The 19770-nt window shown below is 64.7% G+C and carries 16 protein-coding genes and 2 pseudogenes; 10 read left to right on the top strand and 8 right to left on the bottom strand.

Annotated features, from left to right (window positions below):
- Positions 1 to 610: 610 nt before the first annotated feature.
- From ABS64_RS00710 to ABS64_RS00700, 3 genes are all read right to left on the bottom strand, one after another.
- Entirely contained in the window at positions 611 to 3346 is a 2736-nt protein-coding gene (locus ABS64_RS00710; protein WP_217584119.1) for a hypothetical protein, read from the bottom strand.
- Positions 3347 to 3776: 430 nt separating this feature from the next.
- Positions 3777 to 4574, bottom strand: coding sequence for a metallophosphoesterase (locus ABS64_RS00705; protein ID WP_217584118.1), 798 nt, complete (start codon positions 4572 to 4574; stop codon positions 3777 to 3779).
- Positions 4575 to 4653: 79 nt separating this feature from the next.
- The gene (locus tag ABS64_RS00700) at positions 4654 to 5115 is read right to left on the bottom strand and encodes a zinc ABC transporter ATPase (protein WP_217584117.1); all 462 of its coding nucleotides are present in this window, start codon (positions 5113 to 5115) and stop codon (positions 4654 to 4656) included.
- Between the two features lie 161 nt (positions 5116 to 5276).
- Here ABS64_RS00700 and ABS64_RS00695 point away from each other — a divergent pair, with 161 nt between their 5' ends.
- From ABS64_RS00695 to ABS64_RS00685, 3 genes are all read left to right on the top strand, one after another.
- Positions 5277 to 5615, top strand: a complete 339-nt coding sequence (locus ABS64_RS00695) for a helix-turn-helix transcriptional regulator (protein WP_231860830.1) — start codon at positions 5277 to 5279, stop codon at positions 5613 to 5615.
- A 440-nt stretch (positions 5616 to 6055) separates the two neighbouring features.
- The gene (locus ABS64_RS00690) at positions 6056 to 7147 is read left to right on the top strand and encodes an XRE family transcriptional regulator (protein WP_061682412.1); all 1092 of its coding nucleotides are present in this window, start codon (positions 6056 to 6058) and stop codon (positions 7145 to 7147) included.
- Positions 7144 to 8235 carry a hypothetical protein gene (locus ABS64_RS00685; RefSeq protein ID WP_061682415.1) on the top strand — a complete coding sequence of 364 codons (1092 nt, stop codon included), beginning with the start codon at positions 7144 to 7146 and terminating at the stop codon, positions 8233 to 8235. The genes ABS64_RS00690 and ABS64_RS00685 overlap by 4 nt, the downstream gene beginning before the upstream one ends.
- On the opposite strand, the gene ABS64_RS00680 is transcribed toward ABS64_RS00685, so the two are convergent.
- Positions 8197 to 8817 (bottom strand): hypothetical protein, encoded by a 621-nt coding sequence (locus tag ABS64_RS00680; protein ID WP_061682416.1) that lies wholly within the window; start codon positions 8815 to 8817, stop codon positions 8197 to 8199. The genes ABS64_RS00685 and ABS64_RS00680 overlap by 39 nt on opposite strands.
- 397 nt (positions 8818 to 9214) lie before the next feature.
- On the opposite strand from ABS64_RS00680, the gene ABS64_RS00675 reads away from it, so the two are divergent.
- On the top strand, positions 9215 to 9862 hold the full coding sequence (locus ABS64_RS00675) for a hypothetical protein (RefSeq protein WP_251448559.1): 648 nt from the start codon (positions 9215 to 9217) through the stop codon (positions 9860 to 9862).
- A 16-nt stretch (positions 9863 to 9878) separates the two neighbouring features.
- Here ABS64_RS00675 and ABS64_RS00670 read toward each other — a convergent pair whose 3' ends face one another.
- Positions 9879 to 10817, bottom strand: coding sequence for an abortive infection family protein (locus tag ABS64_RS00670; protein WP_061682422.1), 939 nt, complete (start codon positions 10815 to 10817; stop codon positions 9879 to 9881).
- 167 nt (positions 10818 to 10984) lie between these two features.
- On the bottom strand, positions 10985 to 11407 hold the full coding sequence (locus tag ABS64_RS00665) for a hypothetical protein (protein WP_061682425.1): 423 nt from the start codon (positions 11405 to 11407) through the stop codon (positions 10985 to 10987).
- Between the two features lie 95 nt (positions 11408 to 11502).
- On the opposite strand from ABS64_RS00665, the gene ABS64_RS00660 reads away from it, so the two are divergent.
- On the top strand, positions 11503 to 14094 hold the full coding sequence (locus ABS64_RS00660) for a DEAD/DEAH box helicase family protein (RefSeq protein WP_061682427.1): 2592 nt from the start codon (positions 11503 to 11505) through the stop codon (positions 14092 to 14094).
- A gap of 301 nt (positions 14095 to 14395) precedes the next feature.
- Positions 14396 to 15281, top strand: a protein-coding gene (locus ABS64_RS00655; protein WP_292680075.1) for an IS5 family transposase whose coding sequence is annotated in 2 segments (ribosomal slippage) — positions 14396 to 14752 and positions 14754 to 15281 — 885 coding nt in all. Because the reading frame shifts where the segments join, the coding sequence is not laid out codon by codon here.
- A gap of 19 nt (positions 15282 to 15300) precedes the next feature.
- Here the strand turns inward: ABS64_RS00655 and ABS64_RS00650 are convergent.
- Entirely contained in the window at positions 15301 to 15681 is a 381-nt protein-coding gene (locus tag ABS64_RS00650; protein ID WP_061682430.1) for a MerR family transcriptional regulator, read from the bottom strand.
- A gap of 171 nt (positions 15682 to 15852) precedes the next feature.
- On the opposite strand from ABS64_RS00650, the pseudogene ABS64_RS00645 reads away from it, so the two are divergent.
- The 3 genes and pseudogenes from ABS64_RS00645 to ABS64_RS00635 form a co-directional block, all read left to right on the top strand.
- Positions 15853 to 16695: pseudogene (locus ABS64_RS00645) on the top strand (SulP family inorganic anion transporter); the annotation flags it as partial.
- 44 nt (positions 16696 to 16739) lie between these two features.
- A protein-coding gene (locus tag ABS64_RS00640) for an IS3 family transposase (RefSeq protein ID WP_292680073.1) occupies positions 16740 to 17977 on the top strand; the annotation gives its coding sequence in 2 pieces (ribosomal slippage) (positions 16740 to 17022 and positions 17022 to 17977; 1239 coding nt in all).
- A 24-nt stretch (positions 17978 to 18001) separates the two neighbouring features.
- Positions 18002 to 18673 (top strand): annotated as a pseudogene (locus tag ABS64_RS00635) (SulP family inorganic anion transporter); the annotation flags it as partial.
- On the opposite strand, the gene ABS64_RS00630 reads toward ABS64_RS00635, so the two are convergent.
- Positions 18670 to 19137 (bottom strand): hypothetical protein, encoded by a 468-nt coding sequence (locus tag ABS64_RS00630; protein WP_061682440.1) that lies wholly within the window; start codon positions 19135 to 19137, stop codon positions 18670 to 18672. The pseudogene ABS64_RS00635 and the gene ABS64_RS00630 sit on opposite strands and share 4 nt — an antisense overlap.
- Positions 19138 to 19236: 99 nt before the next feature.
- On the opposite strand from ABS64_RS00630, the gene ABS64_RS00625 reads away from it, so the two are divergent.
- The gene (locus ABS64_RS00625; protein ID WP_217585032.1) at positions 19237 to 19482 is read left to right on the top strand and encodes a hypothetical protein; all 246 of its coding nucleotides are present in this window, start codon (positions 19237 to 19239) and stop codon (positions 19480 to 19482) included.
- Positions 19483 to 19770 lie beyond the last annotated feature (288 nt).

The raw sequence follows: 19770 nt of genomic DNA, 5'->3' as shown, positions 1-19770 counted from the left end.
GGAATGATCAGCCCCGACGAATACGAGGCTGCCTACTACGCGGCCCTCACACCAGAGCCGCTCCCCGCATAGAAGCGGCACAGAACCTGGGACGGTTCAACACCCTTCAACTTCGGCTTGGACAGACTCCAATCACCCTGCCACCGCCACTCCCAGAGCTCATTCGAAGCCAGATCGACGCGCCCCGACGATGGGATACCGATTCCGATTGGCTCTTTCCCTCCAAGCTCAGGGCGGGTGCGCATGTCGACTACGACCGTCCCGTGACCAGCCTCGAAGCGCTCGGCTGCAGCATTGTCGCGCTCCGAGGCTCCGCAATGCTCAACCTCGCCAGCACCATGCCGATCGGTCCTCTCTGTGACCTCACAGGCGTGGCGCCAAGCGTCGCCCGACGATGGCAAATCGCAGCCGCAGCACCATACGCAAAGTACCCCGCGATGCGACAACCTGCGCGACCGTGACAAAGCGGTGAGCAGTTCCCGGAAGCGTTGCACCAACAATCGATCCGAGTCGCCCGCCGACGATGGCACCGACGAGAAGACACCCGCCCGGACAAGGTCAAGGGCTCGCACGCATTCGGGCGGCTTGGCCGGTGAGCGCAACACCCGACTTACCCGGCATACCCTTGCCCTCGAAGCGATCTAGACGCGTGTTGGCGAAGCAGAACAGTCCCATAGTGTGCCGCGTCGGGCTGACTATGGGCCATCGAGCTGATCGTGGAAGCGAGTCCTGCTCGTGCCGCGGGTTGGTCCATCGCCTGGAGGAGCGCCACCGACGCCGTTGCGCCACTGCTACTGCTGGTCGATGCGGCTTCCTCATTCAGCCGCTCGACCAGCACGAGTGCCTCGGGCACCGTGGCAGCGACTCGTGCGAGGTGTCGTGCGAGGATCTGCGCTCGTGCTCGCGTCGTCTGGCCGCCGGGCTTGATGTACTTGCGTCCTTCGGTGAGCGTGGTTCGTGCTTGTTTGGCTGCCGGCGACATGCCGCTGCTGTGCTCGCTGAGGTACTTGGTCGCGAGGTTGGAGAGGTTCTTTCTGCTGAGTTCGTGCAGCGACTCCAGCGCGATTGCGCTTTCGCGCTCGGCCTGCGATAGCGCTAGATCCATAAGGTCGGCGAGTGATCGGGGCAACTCTGGAGCAGTTTCCGCGAACTGCGCCATCGCGCTCGTCAGCAGCGCGCGTCTCACGGCGGGGAACTCAGCGCCGAGATTGTCGAGATAGAGCTCACCAGCGAGTCCGGCACCGAGGGCGGTCAATGGAGTTTCTGCTGTGGTGGTGTCGTACTCGGTCACGATCTGTATGACTTCGTCTGTGAGGTGCTCGCGCCGCTTGAGAAGTCTTCCCGCGGCGAGGAGCCAGGTGTTTCGCCAGTGGCTAGACGGAATGAGCGTCTTCAGTCCGCCGAGCACGGTTGCGTCGTCGCCGTCCGTGAGGGCTCGCGCTGCCATGTACTCCTGCAGGGATCTGACCTCGAACTCATACTTGGCCGGCCTGCGTGAGACGAGCATGACGACCCGTTCGGTGGAGAGCCGAAGGAGTTTGTCCGCAATCGTCTCCGACTCAGTCTCATCGAATCCGGCCATGGTGAGACGCCTGCGGAGGATTCGACCGATTTCCGTCTTCGTCAGTACGGCGTCGGATTTGCCAGGTTGTTCGGTGCGTGCCTGCAGTTTGATGCCGGCTTGTTCGTGCAGGTGATCGATGTGTTGGCGGAGTGTCTTGAGTTCGGCGAACGCCTCGCTCTTGGCGAGCTCCCGCTCGTACACCACCTTGTAGTAGCGATCGAAGAGCTCGAACCGGTCGCTGGGAAGGTCAACGGCCTCCTCTGCAAGGGCGGTCATGATCGTCACCTGCAGGGGTGTCGTCATCAGTCTCTGCGTGACTCGTTCGTGAACAGCGGTGATGAGCCGCTCGGTGACCTGCGCGGCGAGGTCTGGGTCTTCCGACGTTCGGACGGCTGTGAGCGCTTCGGAGTAGCTCAGCGCTTCGCCTTCCGTGAACTCGAGCAACTCCAACTGTTCACACGGTAGAGCGTCGCCGAACTCTCCGCGGTACCCCTGCGGGCGAGTGGTGGCGACGACAAGAACGTCGGCGCGTTGAGCGCTGAGTTCGCTCACGAAGCTGCTGATGGCATCGATCAGCCTGCTGCGCACTTTCGCATCTGGAACCTCGTCGAGGCCGTCAAGGATGAGGCAGGCCGGCCAGCTGCTCATCCATTCCAGCAGGGCGCTCGGGTCGGTCGGGTTTCCCTCCACGAGGATTGAGTCAGCGATGTACTTGAGGAGCGAGAAGGCGCCTTCGTCTCGAGCGACCGACGTTCCTGCCTTGGCCAGCTCGACGACGATGGGCCAGCGTCGGCGCTTCGGGGCTGGGATCCCGGCGGTGGTGAGACGGTCGCGCAAGCCGTCGAAAGCGTGCTTCGCGTTGGCGCCGTATCGGGTTATGTCGGTGTCGCGGAGGAACGCTACCCGGTAAGCATGTGCAATCACCTGCGCGATGGTGCTCTTTCCTTGGCCCGGTCCTCCGATCAGGACCACACCTTGCGGGCCGGAGCCCCCAGAGCTGGACAATGCGCGATTGCCGATCGCGAGCGTTACGCGTGCAGCCATGCGTCGGCCTTCGGCCTCGTTGGCGGGCCCCGCGCGCCATACGCACGGGAGATCGATTGCAATGTCCGCCAGTCGGACCTTTGAGGTGTCGCTGTAGCCGGCGTCGCCGGTGCGAACCCATTGTCGGGTGATGAGTTCCGCGACAGCGTGACCCGCCAGCCTGTCGGCTTCAAGTGCGGTCCTCTTGGGCAGCAGAGACTCGAGTTGCACGAGGAAGTCGCCGGTCACGATCAGTTCGAGGTACCGCTGTCGTATCGAGGTGTGCTTGTCGAGCATCGTGCGGATCTCCGCGTAATCCCAGACGAACCAGCCGTCCAAACCCAGCTCGGCGGCCGAGTTGCTCATCAGAAGCTCAAACTGGTCCTTCCCTCCGCTGCCCTCCGTGCCGGAGAGCGCCACGTTCGTGGCGAAGAGGAGGTACTTCGGTGTCTTCTTGCCGAGACGCTTCTTGCCGAGCCAGCCGCGGATCTCGCCGCGCACCTCCTCGATGAACCACTTCCAGTCGGCGGTAGCTGTGGTTGGCTTCTCGTGGTGCTTCACCTGGATGACGCCGTATCCATTCCAAGAGCTCGCGCTGCCCACAGGGAAAGTGACCCGACCTTCAAAGGTTGCGTCGCGTTGACCATCCTTACCGGACCCAAACGGGCGTACACCATTGCCCAGCTCGGCCTTTGCGAGAGCTTGAAGCATGTGCTCGAACTGCTGCCAGCCCATGCGATTGAGGTCGTAGTGGCCCATCTGCTCCCTCTCTCCGGGCTGCCGCGTAGATACCGTACGAGTCCGCGACTGATCTCTCCGGAGATCATGATGCTGAGGTTGCGAGACCACGATTCGCGCCTACGGCAGTCTCTCAGTGAAGGCTCTCCGCTGGTGGTTCCCGGGACGGTGCGTCGTGACGGTAGGGATGCCGCCCTCCGCTTCGGGTGTGCGGCAGTACGTATACGATCTGACAGACCGGCGGCTGATTGTGGGATCTCATGACCAACTGTCATGCGTGAACCCGCTGACCTGAACCCCTTGCTCGACCGGATCGACGCTGGCACCGATTTGTCTCATGAGAGCCGTCACAAACTGGCCCGATTTTGATCGGGCTGCCGTTCAATCCCACAGCATCGCTTTCCCTTGACACGGCTCCGCGGTTCCGCCGGCACATGACTGCTGCTCGCGATCAACACGATTCGTCACGGCGGGGCCACTGGCGGTCCAGCGCGCCGAGGAGGTCCTCGAGCGCGATCAGCAGTTCGTTGTATCCCATCTGGTAAAACAGGGCATCGGAGTTCGAGGTCTCGCTGGCGTCAAAGTCCGCGACGAGTTGACGGGCCTCACGGATCGTGACATCGAGCCACGGCTCGACGTCCGGCAGGTTGCGGATCCAGGCGTCGATGACGGTGAAGGGGATGGGCGCGTACCCGTGGGCGTCGACGCCGACGTGGAACTGGTGGCCGATGGGGCCGTGATCGCGTGCGTGGGTGTGGCCATGCAGGAGCGGGATCCCGTCGTCCCAGCGCGGCCGGTGCGTGGTGTGCCGGTCCGACTCTTGGGAGTCGCCCTTGTAGGGGTAGTGGGAGGCGAGGATCCGGTACCCGCGCCGGGTCCCTTCGATGACCTCCGGCAGGATGGTCCACCCGGCCGCCTCGTAGAGCGGCGCGAACCTTTCGATCGCCTTCCTCGACTGCGTCGCGGGCGACACCCGGTCATGGTTTCCGGGTACCAGGTATCGGCAACCGTTCAGCTGCGCGGTGAGGCCGATCGATTCTTCGATCGGTCCGAGTGCGACATCCCCGAGATGCAGCACCACATCGGTCGGGCTGACGACCTCATTCCAACTGCGGACGAGTTCGGTGTTCATGTCGTCGACGGTGGTGAACGGGCGTTCCGCGAGCTCGCTGATCCGCGCGTGGTCGAAGTGGGTGTCCGCAGTGACGTAGTCGACCTGGTCGAAGTCGAACCACGGATACTCACTCATGGCAGGCCTCTCGCAGGTGATGGATGCTCTTGCAGAATCTAGCGATGTCTAGCGTTTCGATAGACCCGGATAGATATCGCTAGAGTTCGTCGAGATCGATCCCGAACTTCCGAGCGAGGTCGGCCAGCGGGATGTCCTCACTGTCGGTGGGCCGTTCCCGGACGATGCGGGCGATCTCCTCGTTCTCGGCTGCGTCCGCCGCTTCCGCGATCATTGCCAGTTCCTCAATCAAGGCATCAACGGGTCTCCCGACGTCGGCCGCGCGGCGCCGGATCTCTGCGGCGGCGTGGGCGAGGGTGTACATACGCTCCCACGGGTAGTCGCCGTGCCGGGCGACGGCGACGGTGTCGCGGGTGTAGCTGCGCTCATCGCCGGGGACGAGCCACCGTTCGGCGCCGTCCGAGGTGAGGAAGAAGTCGACGTAGCAGTTCCCACACGGCATCCGGTATACCCCCGGCTCGGTGGGAGCAGACTCGGCGCTGCGCGCGATCATGCCGCGGATGACCTCCTCCCAGTCGACATCGCCATCATCGTGCGTCACCGGTGCCCCTTCCAAGCAGAACAGAGAAGTGTCCTACGGAAACGCGACCGACGCAAGCCCGCCTACACGGTGCAGTCCGCGGGCACATGGCGCAACAATGAGCGTGGCGAGATTCTTCGAGCTCGTCGGGCGCAAGCAAGACACAAGCAAGGAAAGAACTGATGAGCACTCCGTTTCGGGAGCTGGAAGTCGCATCGCTCGCGGCCATGACGACAGACGAGCGCGCACGGTTCGACGCCGCGCTCGAAGAGGAAGAGGCACGGCGCGCGATGGCAGAGATGGTCTATCAGGCGCGCACGGCCGCGGGTCTCAGCCAGGCGGCACTCGCAGATCGAGTCGGCTCGAAGCAGTCCGTCATCTCCGCCATCGAGAACGGATCTCAGCAGCCCACCCTCTCCACACTTCGACGAATCGCGCGCGCCGTCGACCGCCAACTCACCATCGAACTTGCCTCCGCTGACCGACCGGCGCGCCCTGGGGCGAGCGATCACTGTCCGTGATCGCGCGAGGGCGAGCCTTTACGCCCGATCGACAGGAAGGTGTGCGGGAGTCGGACAGCGATAGCAGTGTTCCAGCGTGAATAGCGACCCGACCGCGATCAGCTGGCGGCCGTCCGTAACGCCTCGCGTGAGGATGCCGGTGCGACAAGTCGACAATCCGCTCGTCCTGCTCGATCCGGGCCAGTAGCAACTCCACCAGCGTCGACGTTCCGGTCATGGCGACCTCCTCGAGAGAGACCTGCCGGGATCGCGCACCCCCAGACTTCGGCGTCGGAGTCGGAGGCCTGCTGCATGATGGGCATCGCCAACGATCCGTCCCGCACATAGGGGAGCCCCTCGCACCACAACCCACTATCTGGCGACACGCCGCTCGACCAAGCGGCACATGTACCCGGCAAACAATGCAGTTCTTATGCTAGCCTTGTCGGCGGAGGTGACTGATGGCGGATGCGGCGATCTCGATGATCACCCTGCTGCGTGAGGCGAAGGGCTGGAACCAGACCGAGCTGGCGCGAGAGGCGGGGGTCTCGCAGGCTGTCATCTCCCGCCTGGAGACCGGGGCGCTGGAGCTCACCCCGGATCGCCGGGACGCGCTCGTGAAGGCGCTGGACTGCCCGCCGGAGATCCTCGAGGAGCAGCCCACCGTCCCGGGCCTAGCGATCAGCTGCCTGCACCACCGCCGCCGGGCGAGCACGATGACGGTTCGCACGATGCGACGCATCGAAGCGCTCACGCACCTGACCAGGCTCACGATGGAGGGCCTGCTCACCGGGATCGCGCCGCAGCCGCAACGCACCCTGGTCCGTGACCCGATCGACCTGGACGGCGATCCCCGCGAGGTCGCTCGCCGGCTCCGGGAACGCTGGGACCTCGGCGACGGGCCGATCCGCAACCTCGTCGGCATCGTCGAGTCCGCCGGCATCATCGTGATCGAACGCCCCCTCTCGACCCCCGGGCAGGACGCCGTCTCCACCTGGCCCGGCGACCAGTCCCGGTTCCCGATGATGCTGGTAACCAAGGGCCTCGCCCCCGACCGGCTCCGGTTCACGGTCGCGCACGAGCTCGGGCACCTGCTGATGCACGACATCCCCGGCCCTGAGCAGGAGGACCAGGCCAACAAGTTCGCCGGCGAGCTGCTCGCGCCCGCCGACAGCATCCGCCCCGACCTGGCAGGGCTGCGCACCGGAGAGTTCCGGCGGCTGCTGACCCTGAAGGAGAAGTGGGGCATGTCGATCGGCGCGCTGATCCGCCGCGCCTACGACCTGGAGATCATCACCGACCGGCAATACCGCGAGTTCAACATGCGCCTCGGCCAGATGGGCTGGCGCAACAGCGAACCCGGCGACGTCGCCGTCGAGACCCCGTCCACCCTCACCCAGATCATCAACGCCCACAAGAACATCCGCCACCAGAGCGTCGCCGATATCGCACGGCTGGCGGGCATGACCGAAGACGGCTTCCGCCGTCACTACCTCGGGGAGAACCCTCAACCCGAGAACCTCGTTCCGATCACGTTGGGAGCCGCAACATGACCGACCTCGCCCCGCCCTCCGGTCACCATCCCGCCCCGGTTCCCGCCGGGACGGGCATCGACAGCGCCATCCTCATCCACGCACCGCAGTCCAAGGTCGACCGCATCGCCGCGTTCAGCCGCAACGCGGGCATCACCGCCCTCTACACCGTCGCCGGCGGCAACAAGACCGCCGCCGCCGACAAGCTGCTCACCACCCACCGCTCCATCGCCGGCCCCGAATCGCGCATCCTGTTCGACGCGAACCGCTACTCCGGCAAGAACCGCGCCACCGGCGACGCACCGCTCAGCCTCGAATGGGTCACCTGGCAACTCGACCACGGCGCGCCGGTCGCGCTCACCGACACCGGCTACATCAGCCTCGAGAACATCGCCCAGGTCGACCTCGCGCTCGGCCGCGGCGCAGACATCGCGAGCCAGGCTTCCGGGACTGTGATGACGATGCTGCCCATCGAGTCCCTCATCCTGAAGAACTCCGCCGACCAGCTGCGCACCGCGATCGACCGCGCCGGCGTCCCCGTCGCCCTCGCCCTGGGCCACAGCACCGACCCGTTCGGCGCCGTCGACACCGTCCGCGGCCTGCTGCACGTGCTCGGCTCACAGGTGAGCATCGCGCTGCTGCGCACCGACCTCTCCGCCGTCGCCGCGGTCGCCGCCGGCGCCCGGTTCGGCGCGGTCGGCACCAGCAGCACCCTCCGCCACATCTGGCCCTCCAAGGGCGGCGGCCGCAGCCCCGGCACCTCCGTGCTGGTCCCGCGGCTGATGTCCTACCACCTGCTCGAGCGGCTCCCGCTGGTCGCCGCGCAGGTCCCCGCCGACTACTTCTGGTGCGACTGCAACATCTGCGAAGGCGGCGCGGTCTTCGACCACGTCACCGAGCACACCGCACCCGAACACAGCATCGGCTCGATCGCCACGTTCGCGGCGAACCTGCTCTCCGGAACCCGCGAGGAGAACCTCAAGTCGTTCCGCGAGAAGGCGATGAACGCCCAGACCCTGCACTCCGAGATCCAGGTCGAGATGGAAGACGTCCGCTGGGCGCCTGCCCGCTCACTCGACTCCTGGGTGAAGGCCCTCGACGGCCGGTAACGCGCACGGCAGCGCATCCGACCGGATCGCCCACTCGAACAACCGCTCCTCATACACCCGACGCCACAACGGGCTCAACGCCGAGCCCGCCCGCACGCCGGCATCGCCGCCCACATGCACCTCGACGCTCGACTCGTCACACACCACCAGCGCCGTCCCCTGCGCGTCGAACTCCTCCGCGACCAGCGGCGACCGGCGCGGGAACACGGGAAACATCCCGATCGTCCTCGCCAGTGACCGCAGCGGCCGCAACGCCCGCCTCGTCGGCGTCGGCGCGCCCACCCCGACCATCGCCGCGACCCGCAGCACCGTCGGGCACCCCGCATCCAGCAGGTCACGCACGGCATCCGTCGACACCGCCGGGCCATCCATCCGGGTCAGCCGCAACGACAGCGCGCGCCGGTCCCAGACGACCACCGGATACACGTTCGCGTCCAGGAACGTCGTCAACGGCAACACCGCCGCGCCCGGCAGCAGCGTCGTAGTCGCGTGAGCGGCCGCGGCATCCCGCAGCCCGGGCTCACCCCACGCGCGATCGGCAGCAGTCCGACGAGGGGTCTGCAGCACGATCGAGATGCTCATGCTGCCCCCTCCAGCTCAAATTGCAGACGAGACCCGGCTAGGACCTCCACAACGGCGTCAGCCCGCGGCCGAGCATAGATCGCACCGCCCACACCAACCCCGAGAGTCTGCATCACCCACGGCGGAGTCACAAGCTGGCCCACCTTCGACACCATCTGAGCACCCTCCTCACCCTCCTCCGCGCGACGCACACACACCACCCCCTCGGCCACCTCGAACCGCACCCGACCCGGCACCTCGATCCCCGCCGACACCAGCACGCGCCGCGGGATAGACAACTGCCGACGCGCCCCGATCATCCGCGGCCCATGCACCAACAACCCACTCATGCCTTAACTTTAAGATGACTTTCGATCGACGTCCACCGGCCCCGCCGATTCGGTGGCACGCTGAGACGATGAGCAGCCCCAGCCAGCCGCCATCCAACGCCGACAGCGTCGCTGGCTTCGACCGCACCATCCCGCTCGCTGTCGAGGCCCTCGAGCACCGGGCGCGTGACGTCGAGAGCGTTGCTGGCGCCGGCGACGAGGCTGCGGTAGTCAAGGCATACGCGGCCGCTCGGTTCTTCATCGTCCAGATCGACGTCGACATGCGCGTGCTGCTGCGCGCCATGGCCGCAGACCCCGCTGCGCGGGTCACGACCGAGAAGCTCCTCGCCCTCGTCCTGCGCGAGAGCATCGAAGGCGTCTACAGGGTCCTGGGAGACCTGCAACGCACTGCACGCACGCAGACCGGTCGGTTCGCTGACTTCATCGACATCGAGGGGCTCACCGCGGGGCAGAACACCTACAAGGCAAGCGTCCGGGACATAGCCGATGACCGCTCCTTCAAAGAGACGCTCGTGAAGATCCGCAACGAGGTCGCCGCACACATGTTCAGCGACGACGTCGGCATCGAATCAGGGGCCGCCTGGGTCGTCTCTCGCTCCGTCATGCCCAAGACCGACGACGCCATGTTTGAGAGCCTGATCTTCAGCCGCTCGATCCAAGTCCTCCACGCGCTCCACACCCTCGATGAGGCACTCGCTAATATCCGCCGGATGTGATCGAAGCGGTCGCAAGTCAGCTGGGGAGCTCCAACGCGCCAGACTCGATGCGCGCCTGCCACGTATCGAGGACGAACTCCGCGATTGTCACGGTTGCGTTCAGAGCGAGACGGGCATGGCGAGCAAGCGCTGCGCTGCGAGACGATTGCCCATGTCCGATTCCGAGCTCGTTGCGCAGCTCGGCAAGTGAGCTCACAGTCGTCACGAGCGTTCGGAGGATCTGCTGAGAGGTCTGGCTGGCGCGAGCCGACTCGGGGACGGCTTCCGCATTCAGAGCTAGCAGCTCGGCGACCTTGCGATACAGGCGCGGCACGTCGTCGTTGCCGCCGTAACTCACGCCACTGCGGTCCAGGATGATCTTGAACAGGCTCTCGAGCAGGTTCTTGCACGAGGAGATCGCCGCCGCCGGGTCAGCCACCAGCCCGGCCCGGATCCGAGTGAGATGCTCCTGAAGCACCGCAGGATCCGTGAGCGGCCGCTCGCTCAGACGCAACTCGGGCGCTGAGCCGTGAAACGCGTCGAGTCGCCGCCAGCCATAGACAGCGTGCCCGCTAATCCAATCGGAGGCATACAGTTCATACCCGTCGCGGGCCAGCGCCTCGTTGAAGCCCTTGAGGAGCGCCGCGACCTCCGATTCGTCGGAACGAACGAGGGGATGCAAGATCTCGGCGAGGAACGCGAGAACTACATCGTCATCACCATGCGCGAGGTTGAACCGACTGTCCGAGAAGACCCAGTCGTCGTCCCAGTCGTAGTTGTTCACGCGGTGCTGCCAGATGTCTCCATGCGCATCGCGATACCGCGTATCCGCGCTCGGCAAGCTGCTCAGATCGTAGAGGCGCCCAAGGAAGTCCGGCTCCTGGAGACGGCCCGACCAACCCAACCCTGACAGCGCGATCGAATCGAACAGCTTTCGACGCGTGATGGCAGAGATGCGATTGCGAGATGCCGGCATGCCACCGATGCTATGCACTCCGCAAGCCCGGCCTCGAGACGGTCGGGCCGCGCCCTCAAGCTCACTGCGATTGAGCACTGCACCAGACGACCAGGCCCGAACTTCATGGCAAGTTCAATGTCCCATTGGGCGGCCATGGCACTTGCTCGGAGCGGTGCCGTGCCGCTCTAAGCGTCGTCGATACCCATCGCGCGTCGGGTGGCGGCGTCCAGATCTGCCTGCTCCTGTGGCATCTTCTGGAGCATGGCCTCTACCGTCCGCTGGGAGTAGCCCTGAGCGTCTACGGATTCGCCGTCCTTCGTGAATATGAATCGCTTGCCATCGTGACGACGAACGAACGCCGTAATCACCTTCGCCAGACCGTGCAGGCCGCCGGCGCTGCCGGCAGCTATGCCGAGCACCTTGACTACTTCGATCCAATCAGTCGGATCATAGGAATGCTCCATGGCTGTGTTGTGGTCGATACCGTGCTCGTCGAGAAGCTTCAGGATCTCGTCGCTGTGCTCCGACGGGAAACGCAGCTGCAGGCTGTCGTCGCCGAGATGTCCTAGCGTGACCAGTATGGGTACGACTTCCTTGTCAGTGCTCATGGAGCAAGTGTTCCAGACCGTGAACGCTGTTCGAGCGGTGGTCTCAGTCGCGCACGAACGCTCCGCCCAGGGGCACCGACGAATTAGGGGGAACGATGGCGATCAAGAAGCGCTCGGATACGCAGTTGCGCGCTGAAACTCCGGAGAAGCTGTTCCCGCTACTGCGGAAGACGGGGGAAAACTCAGACACGCTATGGCCGCAGCAGGTCGATCTGCTGCGCGAGTATGCCGAGAAGCGCGTGGGTGCCCGGGATCTTGCGATCGAACTGCCGACTGGTACGGGGAAGACGTTGACCGGCCTTCTTATCGCGGACTGGCGGCGCCGCGAGGGTAAGGGGCGCGCCATCTTCGTCTGCCCAACCAAGCAGCTCGTGCGTCAAGTCGTAGCGGCAGCGGAGAAGGAAGGTATCGACGTCGTCGATCTCTCGGGGTCTTGGAAGCAGTGGGATCCGTCGGCTCAAAGCAAGTACGAGCGTGCGAAGGCTACGGCCGTGGTCCCCTACAGCTCGATCTTCAACACGTCTCCGAAGCTGATTGAGGCAGACATCATCGTGTTCGACGACGCGCACGCGGGCGAGCAGTACGTGTCAAAGGCGTACACCGTCGAAATACCACGCCACCTCTACGGGTCGATTTGGAGCGAGGCGCTGGAAGCGGTCGCACCGATGCTCCCCCAGGAGCGGTATCAGCAGCTCATCGGGAACACCCCCGGCGCAGGAACCCGTGAACTTGTTGACGGTCTCGTCCTCGCCCAACGCGACGACGCACTGCCGGGACTTGCACGTGCTCTCGGCGCCTTCGCGCGCGTTGACCGCTCCGATCGGTTCGCAGCAGCACAGAAATTCGCCTTCGACGCAATAGGAGGCCACCTCGCTGCCTGCACGCTCTACGTCTCCTGGTCGAAGATCGAAGCACGACCCGTCACCCCGCCAACATTCGAGAACTCGCTGTTCGCCTCGGCAACGCAACGGGTCTACCTCTCGGCGACGCTCGGAACCTCTGGCGAGTTGGAGCGCGCCTTCGGAAGGCCATCCGTCGCACGCTTGCACCGCCCCGAGGGAGCACCAACCCCCACCTCCGGACGTCGCTTCCTCGTATTCCCGCACTTGGTTCCTAATGCGGATCCAGACAAGCTCACCAAAGAACTCATCAAGTCGGTCGGGAAGTCCATCGTCATCACCCCGAGCGAGAAGGAGGCGGAGAACGCCAGCACAACGATCGTGCCCAAGAACTGGACTGTGTTCCGAAAAAGCGACGTCGAGGATTCGCTCGACGACTTTGCCGCGTCGACCAAGTCGGTCGCTTTGCTCGCCAACCGCTACGACGGCATCGATCTCCCCGGCAAGGCCTGCCGATCAGTAACGATGGCTGGATATCCCGGCGTCACCAACCTCCAGGAGCGGTTCTACGCTTCCCGTGCGCGCGCGGCCGCCGTCTCAGCCGAACGGGTACGGAGCCGCGTGGTTCAGGGCATCGGACGGTGCACCCGCGGCCCAAGGGACTGGGCACTCGTCATCGTCGCCGATAAAGAGACCACCACCTACCTTTCCCGCGAAGAAATGCGCGCAACACTGTCGCCTGACTTGCAGTCCGAAATCGAGTTCGGTCTGGACCAGTCCGATACGTCGCTCGACGACGTTCGAGAGAACGTCGCGATGTTCCTCGAGCAGGGCAAGCAGTGGCGAAGTGACCCAGAGGAAGAGCTCGCGCGAATCAGGGCTGCTGCCGTGCAGCATGAGCCCGCGGAGGCACCCGGACTCGCGGAGGCGGCGAAGCACGAGGTTGAAGCGATGGAGAGAATGTGGAACGCGGATTGGAAGGCGGCCAGCGAAAAGCTGCACCTCGCGGCGACCGCGTTGACCTCGTATCCAGCGGTGCGGGGCTACCAAGCCACGCTGCTGTTCCGAGCCGCGGTCACCATCGATAAGGCCGCCCGCGATGCAAACGACGAAGAATTGGCCGTCAGGGCGGACGCGCTTGCCGCGCAGGCGGTCGATGCCGCCAAGCCCGCTACGTGGATGGCAGCGTTCCTTCCGTTCCAAGGCCGGCAAGCTCTCGCCCCGAGCGCACAGCTTCTGAGTGCAGCATCACGGCTCAGCACCTATATAGACGGGGTGGGAAGTCCCGCGAAGCTCAAGACCGCGTTCGAGAACATGCTCGATGGCCTCTCGCAGATCGACCACAAGGCCTACGAACCCGCGCTCACACAGCTCGGGCTGTTCCTAGGGGCGCACGCGTTCAAGCCGAAGGGGAACTCGCGGACCGATTCTGCTTGGTGCTGGGACGAGACACAGTGGATCAGCGTCGAGGCGAAGAGCGAACACAAGATCGACGGCGTTATTGGTGTGACCGACACCCTGCAGGTGAACGGGCACCTCGCACTTGTGGCGGAAGACAGAGCGGTCGCGGTCCCCGAGATTAGCGCAGCGGTTATGGTCACCCCGCGCACGCTCGTCCATAAGGACGCGATCGCAGTTGCCGGCGGAGACAGCTACCGCGTGACACCCGACGACATCCGCGCACTCGCGACAGATACCGAGCGGCTCTGGGAAGGTCTGCAGCTACTGCGGAACATCAAAGTGGCGAGCGAACGTACCGATGGAGTTGTGAAGTTGCTCGATCAGCACCGGTTACGGCCGGAAGACGTTCTCGACAGGCTTACTGTCACACGTATCGGGGAGGTCTGACGGCAGCCATCCAGCCCGACACCCGCCGCGTCCTCATCGTGACCGAAGCACTCCACGACCCAGCTCCCACCGATGTTGACACGCTACGAAACGACCCCGCAAGAGCGCTCAAGCAGCACTGGCAGCCCGCCACCGGTTGCATCTCACAGGTGAGTGTCGACATACCGCCCGAGGATGTAGAAGTTCGACCAAGCTGAGTCGCCCGGGGCGCCGCTCTCAGTCACGCTGACGACATCGATTCCCTCGCGGTTTAGGGCGTGTTGATCAAGTCATCTGCCCTTGTCTCGGTGAGCCTTGAACGGTGATGCGACACGAGATCTCTGACGAGGCGTGGGCCGTGATGGAGCCGTTGATGCCGACGGTTACGGGCCGGTCGAGGCCGTGGACGAATCATCGGCTCGCTGTCGAGGGAATGGCGTGGAAGTACCGCACCGGCGCTCCCTGGCGGGACGTGCCGGAGCAGTATGGGAAGTGGAACTCCATTTACAAGCGGTTCAGCCGATGGGCCGCGGACGGCACCTGGGAGAAGCTGCTCGCGGAGGTCCAGAGGCAGGCAGATGCCGCCGGGAAGATTGACTGGGTGGTCTCGATCGACTCCACGATCGCGCGTGTGCATCAGCACGGCGCGACCCTGAAGCGGGACACAGGGGGCTCTACCGAATGACAGGAATCCGTGGGTCGAGCCGCCGGATCACGGGATCGGACGCTCTCGCGGCGGACTGACAACCAAGCTGCACATGGTCTGCGATGGCCGTGGCCGGCCGTTGGGCATGCTGATCACCGGCGGCAACGTCAACGACACCACGATGATGACCGCGGTCCTCGAAGACATTCGCGTGCCCCGCGCCGGTAAGGGTAGGCCCCGAACCTGCCCGGACCGGGTACTTGCCGACAAGGGCTACCCTTCGAAGGCGAACCGCGCCTGGCTTCGCAGCCGCGGGATCGCTGCGACCATCCCGGAGCGTGACGACCAGATCGCGCACCGCCGGAAGCGGCCGGGTCGGCCGATCGACTTCGGCGACCAGCAGCAAGCTCGCTACAAGGGGCGCAACGTGGTTGAGCGGTGCTTCAACCGGCTCAAGCAGTGGCGCGGGATCGCGATGCGCTCTGACAAACTCGCCCGCAACTACCGCGCCGCGATCTGTCTCGCCGGAACTTTAATCTGGGTCAAGACCGGCGCGCGCTGAGCGGACTTGGGTGAGCCGCTTACACCTTCGTGGAGCGGGCGTGAAGTTGAGCGACGAACTCCTCGGCGGCGGCGAGTTGGATTCTGAGACGGTCGCGCCGCTCGAGCGCCTCCTGCCGGACACTCTCAAACCGAGCATCAAGTTCCGGATCGCGCGGGTTGGCGTTGACCAGATTGATGAGGTCGAGCAGCTCACGCATCTGGTCGAGGCTGTAGCCGAGGGGTTTCATCCGGCGGATCAGCATCACCCGTGCCTCGTCGTCGGCGGTGTAGAGGCGGAACCCGCCATCGGTGCGTCCGGACGGAGTGACGAGACCGATCTCGTCGTAATGGCGGAGGGTGCGCAGTGACAGACCAGTGCGCTCGGCCAGTTCACCGATGTGCATCGCCGCGTCAGTCATGATCCCCGATTTCCTTCAACCCTCACGTTACGTTAGAGTCTCGTTGTTCGCTCGCACCCTGTCGTGCAGCATCCATCCTCTCCCGAATCTCTGAGACTTCCCGGCGCAACGGAGCGCCTTCCTGCGGGCTTACATCCCCGCCGACCACGAAGGAGCACCGTGACCGCCGTCGTGCCCACGCAAGATCCCGCCGCCCGCTACCGGATCGAACCGACCGTTCTGCAAGCGCTGCGCAGCCCCCGCATTCTCACCCGCGAAGTCCTCGCCGGACTGGTCGTCGCGATCGCGCTGATCCCCGAAGCGATCGCGTTCTCGATCATCGCCGGGGTCGACCCCCGGGTGGGGCTGTTCTCGTCGTTCGTGATGGCGGTCGCCATCGCATTCCTCGGCGGCCGGCCCGCGATGATCACCGCCGCAACCGGCGCCATCGCGCTGGTCATCGCCCCTGTTGCCCGCGAGTACGGGATGGACTACTTCATCGCCACCGTGATCCTCGGTGGGCTCATCCAGATCGTGCTGGCACTTCTCGGGGTGGCGAAGCTAATGCGGTTCATACCCCGCAGCGTCATGGTCGGGTTCGTCAACGCCCTCGCCATCCTCATCTTCATCTCGCAGATCCCGCAGCTGCTCGGGGTGCCCTGGATGGTCTACCCGCTCGTGGTCGCGGGCCTGCTCATCATGTATCTGATGCCGCTGCTGACCCGTGTCGTCCCGGCACCGCTGGTCGCGATCGTTCTGCTCACTGCCGCCGCTGTCGTGTTCGGTATCAGCGTCCCCACCGTCGGCGATCAGGGCCAACTCCCGCAGAGCCTGCCCGAACTGTTCATCCCGAACGTTCCGCTCACCCTGGACACCCTCGGCATCATCTTCCCGTTCGCCGCCGCGATGGCCATCGTCGGGCTCCTCGAATCCCTCATGACCGCGAAACTGGTCGATGACATCACCGACACCCACTCCCGAAAGACCCGCGAAGCGTGGGCTCAGGGGGCGGCGAACATCCTCTCCGGCGCGTTTGATTCGTCCTGGGTTTGGTTCCGCTTCTTTTGGGAGGATGAATCATGCCCCGTCAGTTCCCGCCGGAGTTCCGGCAACGTGCGCTCAGGATGCTGGAGGAGGCGTTGCCTGAGCATGAGACCGAGTACGCCGCGATTCGTCATGTCGGCTCGAAGCTTGGAGTCGGACCGGAGACGTTGCGGAAATGGCGTCGCCGATCCGAGATCGACTCGGGTGCCCGTCCTGGCGTGACCAGCGAAGAGGCCGCGGAGATCAAGCGCCTCAAACGTGAGGTCGCCGAGTTGCGGCGCGCGAACGAGATTCTGCGAGCCGCGTCCGCGTTTTTCGCAGCGGAACTCGACCGCCCCACGACGAGATGATCCGGTTCATCAGTATGTTCCGGGAGCGTTTCGGGGTCGAGGCCATCTGCCGCACTCTGGGTGCGACAGAGTGTGGGTTCCTCACCGCCCGCGGATACCGGGCAGCGCAGACCAGGCCGCGATCCGCGCGGCGTCTGCGTGATGATCTTCTCGTGCCCGAGATCACCCGTCTGCATGCGGAGAACTACGGCGTCTACGGCGTCCGAAAGATGCATGCGCTGATGCGCCGGCAGGGCTGGACGATCGGTCGGGACCAGACTGGCCGGATCATGCGCCTGGCGGGTGTTGCGGGCGTGAAACGGTCGAAGAGAGCGTTCACGACCAAGGCCGACCCTGCCCAGCAACGCCCTGCCGACCTCGTGCAGCGTCGCTTCGACGCGCACGCGCCGTGCCGACTGTGGGTCGCGGACATCACATACGTCGCGACGTGGTCCGGGTTCGCGTATGTCGCGTTCGTGATCGATGTGTACTCGCGCCGCATCGTCGGGTGGAACGTCGCCGCCACGTTGAAGGCGGACATCCTGCCGCTGCAGGCGCTGAACATGGCTGCCTGGCAGGCCCGCGGCGACCTCACCGGACTGACGCACCACTCCGATCACGGGTCGAACTACATGTCGTTGGTCTACACCGATCGGATCGTCGAGCTCGGTGCAAAGCCCTCAACGGGAACAGTCGGCGACAGCTACGACAACTCCCTCGCCGAGGCCGTCAACGGGCTCTACAAGACCGAACTGATCCGCCGCCGAGGCCCGTGGCGCACGGTCGAGCAGGTCGAGCTCGCAACCCTCGAGTACGTGTGGTGGTGGAACAACGCGCGCCTGCACGGCGAGCTCGACTACCGCACCCCCGCCGAGATAGAGGCCGCGTACTACGCTGACCACGAAACCCCCGACCTAGCCACCGCTAGCCTCGGAAACCGATAGGAACAAAACCCAGGGCGAATCACGTTCGGTGGCATGGGCGGCTGCGCGATGATCGGGCAGACGATGATCAACGTGAAGGCATCCGGAGCCCGCACCCGCATCTCCACCTTCCTCGCCGGCGTGTTCCTCCTCGTCTTGGTGCTTGTGCTCGGCGACATCGTCGCCGTCATCCCCATGGCCGCCCTCGTCGCCGTGATGATCGTCGTCTCCGTCGCCACGTTCGACTGGCACAGCATCCGCCCCACCACCCTCAAGCGCATGCCGCTCAGCGAAACCCTCGTCATGGTCGTCACCGTCGGCATCACCGTGTGGACCCACAACCTCGCCATCGGCGTCGGCGTCGGCGTCATCGCCGCGATGATCCTCTTCGCCCGCCGCGTCGCGCACTTCACCACCGTCACCCGCGAGATCACCGACCAAGACGGCCAGCCCACCGCCCGTTACACCGTCGACGGAGAACTGTTCTTCGCCTCCAGCAACGACCTCACCACGCAGTTCGAATACACCCACGACCCCGACCGCGTTGTCGTCGACCTGACCCGCTCCCACGTCTGGGACGCATCCACCGTCGCCGCGCTCGACGCCATCCACACCAAATACGAACACCTCGGCAAGACCGTCACCTTCACCGGCATGAACGACGCCACCGCCCGATTCCACGGCCGCCTCACTGGCGGACTCGGCAACGCGCACTAACTGGACTCCAGCGACCCCGGCACTAAATCAACACGCCCTAGGGAGTTCACGGCGGATTGAGGATCGTGTGCGTCGGTAACGGCTGGATGCCCGCTGAACCGCCAGCTTCCGGCATCCTTCATTGAGTGCCTGTCGAACCGGCCGTACACCAGCACGTTCCGGACCGCCTCGCTCAACTGCTCCTTCTCGAGGGCTTCGTGCTCGCCATCTATGTATGCGATCGAGTCCGCATCGTGTCGTGAAGGCTCGCGCTCGTCGGGGAGCCAAGTGTCGGTGATCGCAAACGCAATCCCAGGACCAACAGCCAGCTGAATCGAGATCTCATCCCGATCATCGCGGTAGCCCGAGACTGGCCAGACTGCAGAGCGCCCCGCGGCCATGAAGTCGTGCGCTGCTGTCTGAAAGGTCGAGGCCAACTGATCAGAGATGGCTATAACGATCGAGCCGTAGTGCAGGTGCTTCATGTGTGCACCATATCGGCGCACGGCGACCCGCTTGGCTCGTGGGTCGGCTCGGTAGCCTGGCTCAACAAGCAAGTGCAACCAGAATCGAGCTTCATCTTGATGAGCGACGAACTCATTCGAATCGCGCTGACCTGGCCAGTGAGCACAATCGACGGAGAGCCTTCACTGACAAGCGGCATGCTCGTCGTGCTCCGAGAACCCGGAGGCGACTTCCTCCTGAGCGTCAGTGCTGGGGATGAGAACTTTCCAGACTGCGATGAGATCCAGTTCCCGTTGTCCGCAGAACATGCGCGGCTCGTCCAACGAGCTCTCGCCGGGGAACAACTAGGCGACATCGAGGACTGACTCTGTCAGTCGTAGCTCTTGTTGCTACAGCGAGTGCCGTCGGCGTTGAAATTCTCTCTCGCAGCGGTGATGACGCGGAACCCTGGACACGTCTCGAGTTAACGGCCAGCCCTGACGCGGCATCGGTCTACCCGTCGTACCGTTCCTGCACGGTTCTCACGATTGCGCGTCGAAGCCTTGCTGAATCCGGCTACACAGAGATGATGGATTCGGCTCCGGCGCCGGCGTGACCCGAAATTACACGGACGCCGTTCGCGGCTGTCTTTTTGTGGATCTGTCCGTCGACGC

Source organism: Microbacterium sp. SCN 69-37 (assembly GCF_001724435.1).
GTDB classification, from domain to species: Bacteria; Actinomycetota; Actinomycetes; order Actinomycetales; family Microbacteriaceae; genus Microbacterium; species Microbacterium laevaniformans.
Note: the sequence above shows the minus strand (reverse complement) of the source record. Positions and strands in the feature narration are given on the sequence as shown.

Excerpts from the sequence above, each read along its gene's own strand:
- ABS64_RS00690 (WP_061682412.1), top strand. The coding sequence starts at position 6,056 with ATGGCGGATGCGGCGATCTCGATGATCACCCTGCTGCGTGAGGCGAAG.
- ABS64_RS00685 (WP_061682415.1), top strand. The coding sequence starts at position 7,144 with ATGACCGACCTCGCCCCGCCCTCCGGTCACCATCCCGCCCCGGTTCCC.
- ABS64_RS00660 (WP_061682427.1), top strand. The coding sequence starts at position 11,503 with ATGGCGATCAAGAAGCGCTCGGATACGCAGTTGCGCGCTGAAACTCCG.
- ABS64_RS00675 (WP_251448559.1), top strand. The coding sequence starts at position 9,215 with ATGAGCAGCCCCAGCCAGCCGCCATCCAACGCCGACAGCGTCGCTGGC.
- ABS64_RS00625 (WP_217585032.1), top strand. The coding sequence starts at position 19,237 with ATGAGCGACGAACTCATTCGAATCGCGCTGACCTGGCCAGTGAGCACA.
- ABS64_RS00695 (WP_231860830.1), top strand. The coding sequence starts at position 5,277 with ATGAGCACTCCGTTTCGGGAGCTGGAAGTCGCATCGCTCGCGGCCATG.
- ABS64_RS00630 (WP_061682440.1), bottom strand. The coding sequence starts at position 19,137 with ATGAAGCACCTGCACTACGGCTCGATCGTTATAGCCATCTCTGATCAG.
- ABS64_RS00705 (WP_217584118.1), bottom strand. The coding sequence starts at position 4,574 with ATGAGTGAGTATCCGTGGTTCGACTTCGACCAGGTCGACTACGTCACT.
- ABS64_RS00680 (WP_061682416.1), bottom strand. The coding sequence starts at position 8,817 with ATGAGCATCTCGATCGTGCTGCAGACCCCTCGTCGGACTGCTGCCGAT.
- ABS64_RS00670 (WP_061682422.1), bottom strand. The coding sequence starts at position 10,817 with ATGCCGGCATCTCGCAATCGCATCTCTGCCATCACGCGTCGAAAGCTG.
- ABS64_RS00710 (WP_217584119.1), bottom strand. The coding sequence starts at position 3,346 with ATGGGCCACTACGACCTCAATCGCATGGGCTGGCAGCAGTTCGAGCAC.
- ABS64_RS00665 (WP_061682425.1), bottom strand. The coding sequence starts at position 11,407 with ATGAGCACTGACAAGGAAGTCGTACCCATACTGGTCACGCTAGGACAT.
- ABS64_RS00650 (WP_061682430.1), bottom strand. The coding sequence starts at position 15,681 with ATGACTGACGCGGCGATGCACATCGGTGAACTGGCCGAGCGCACTGGT.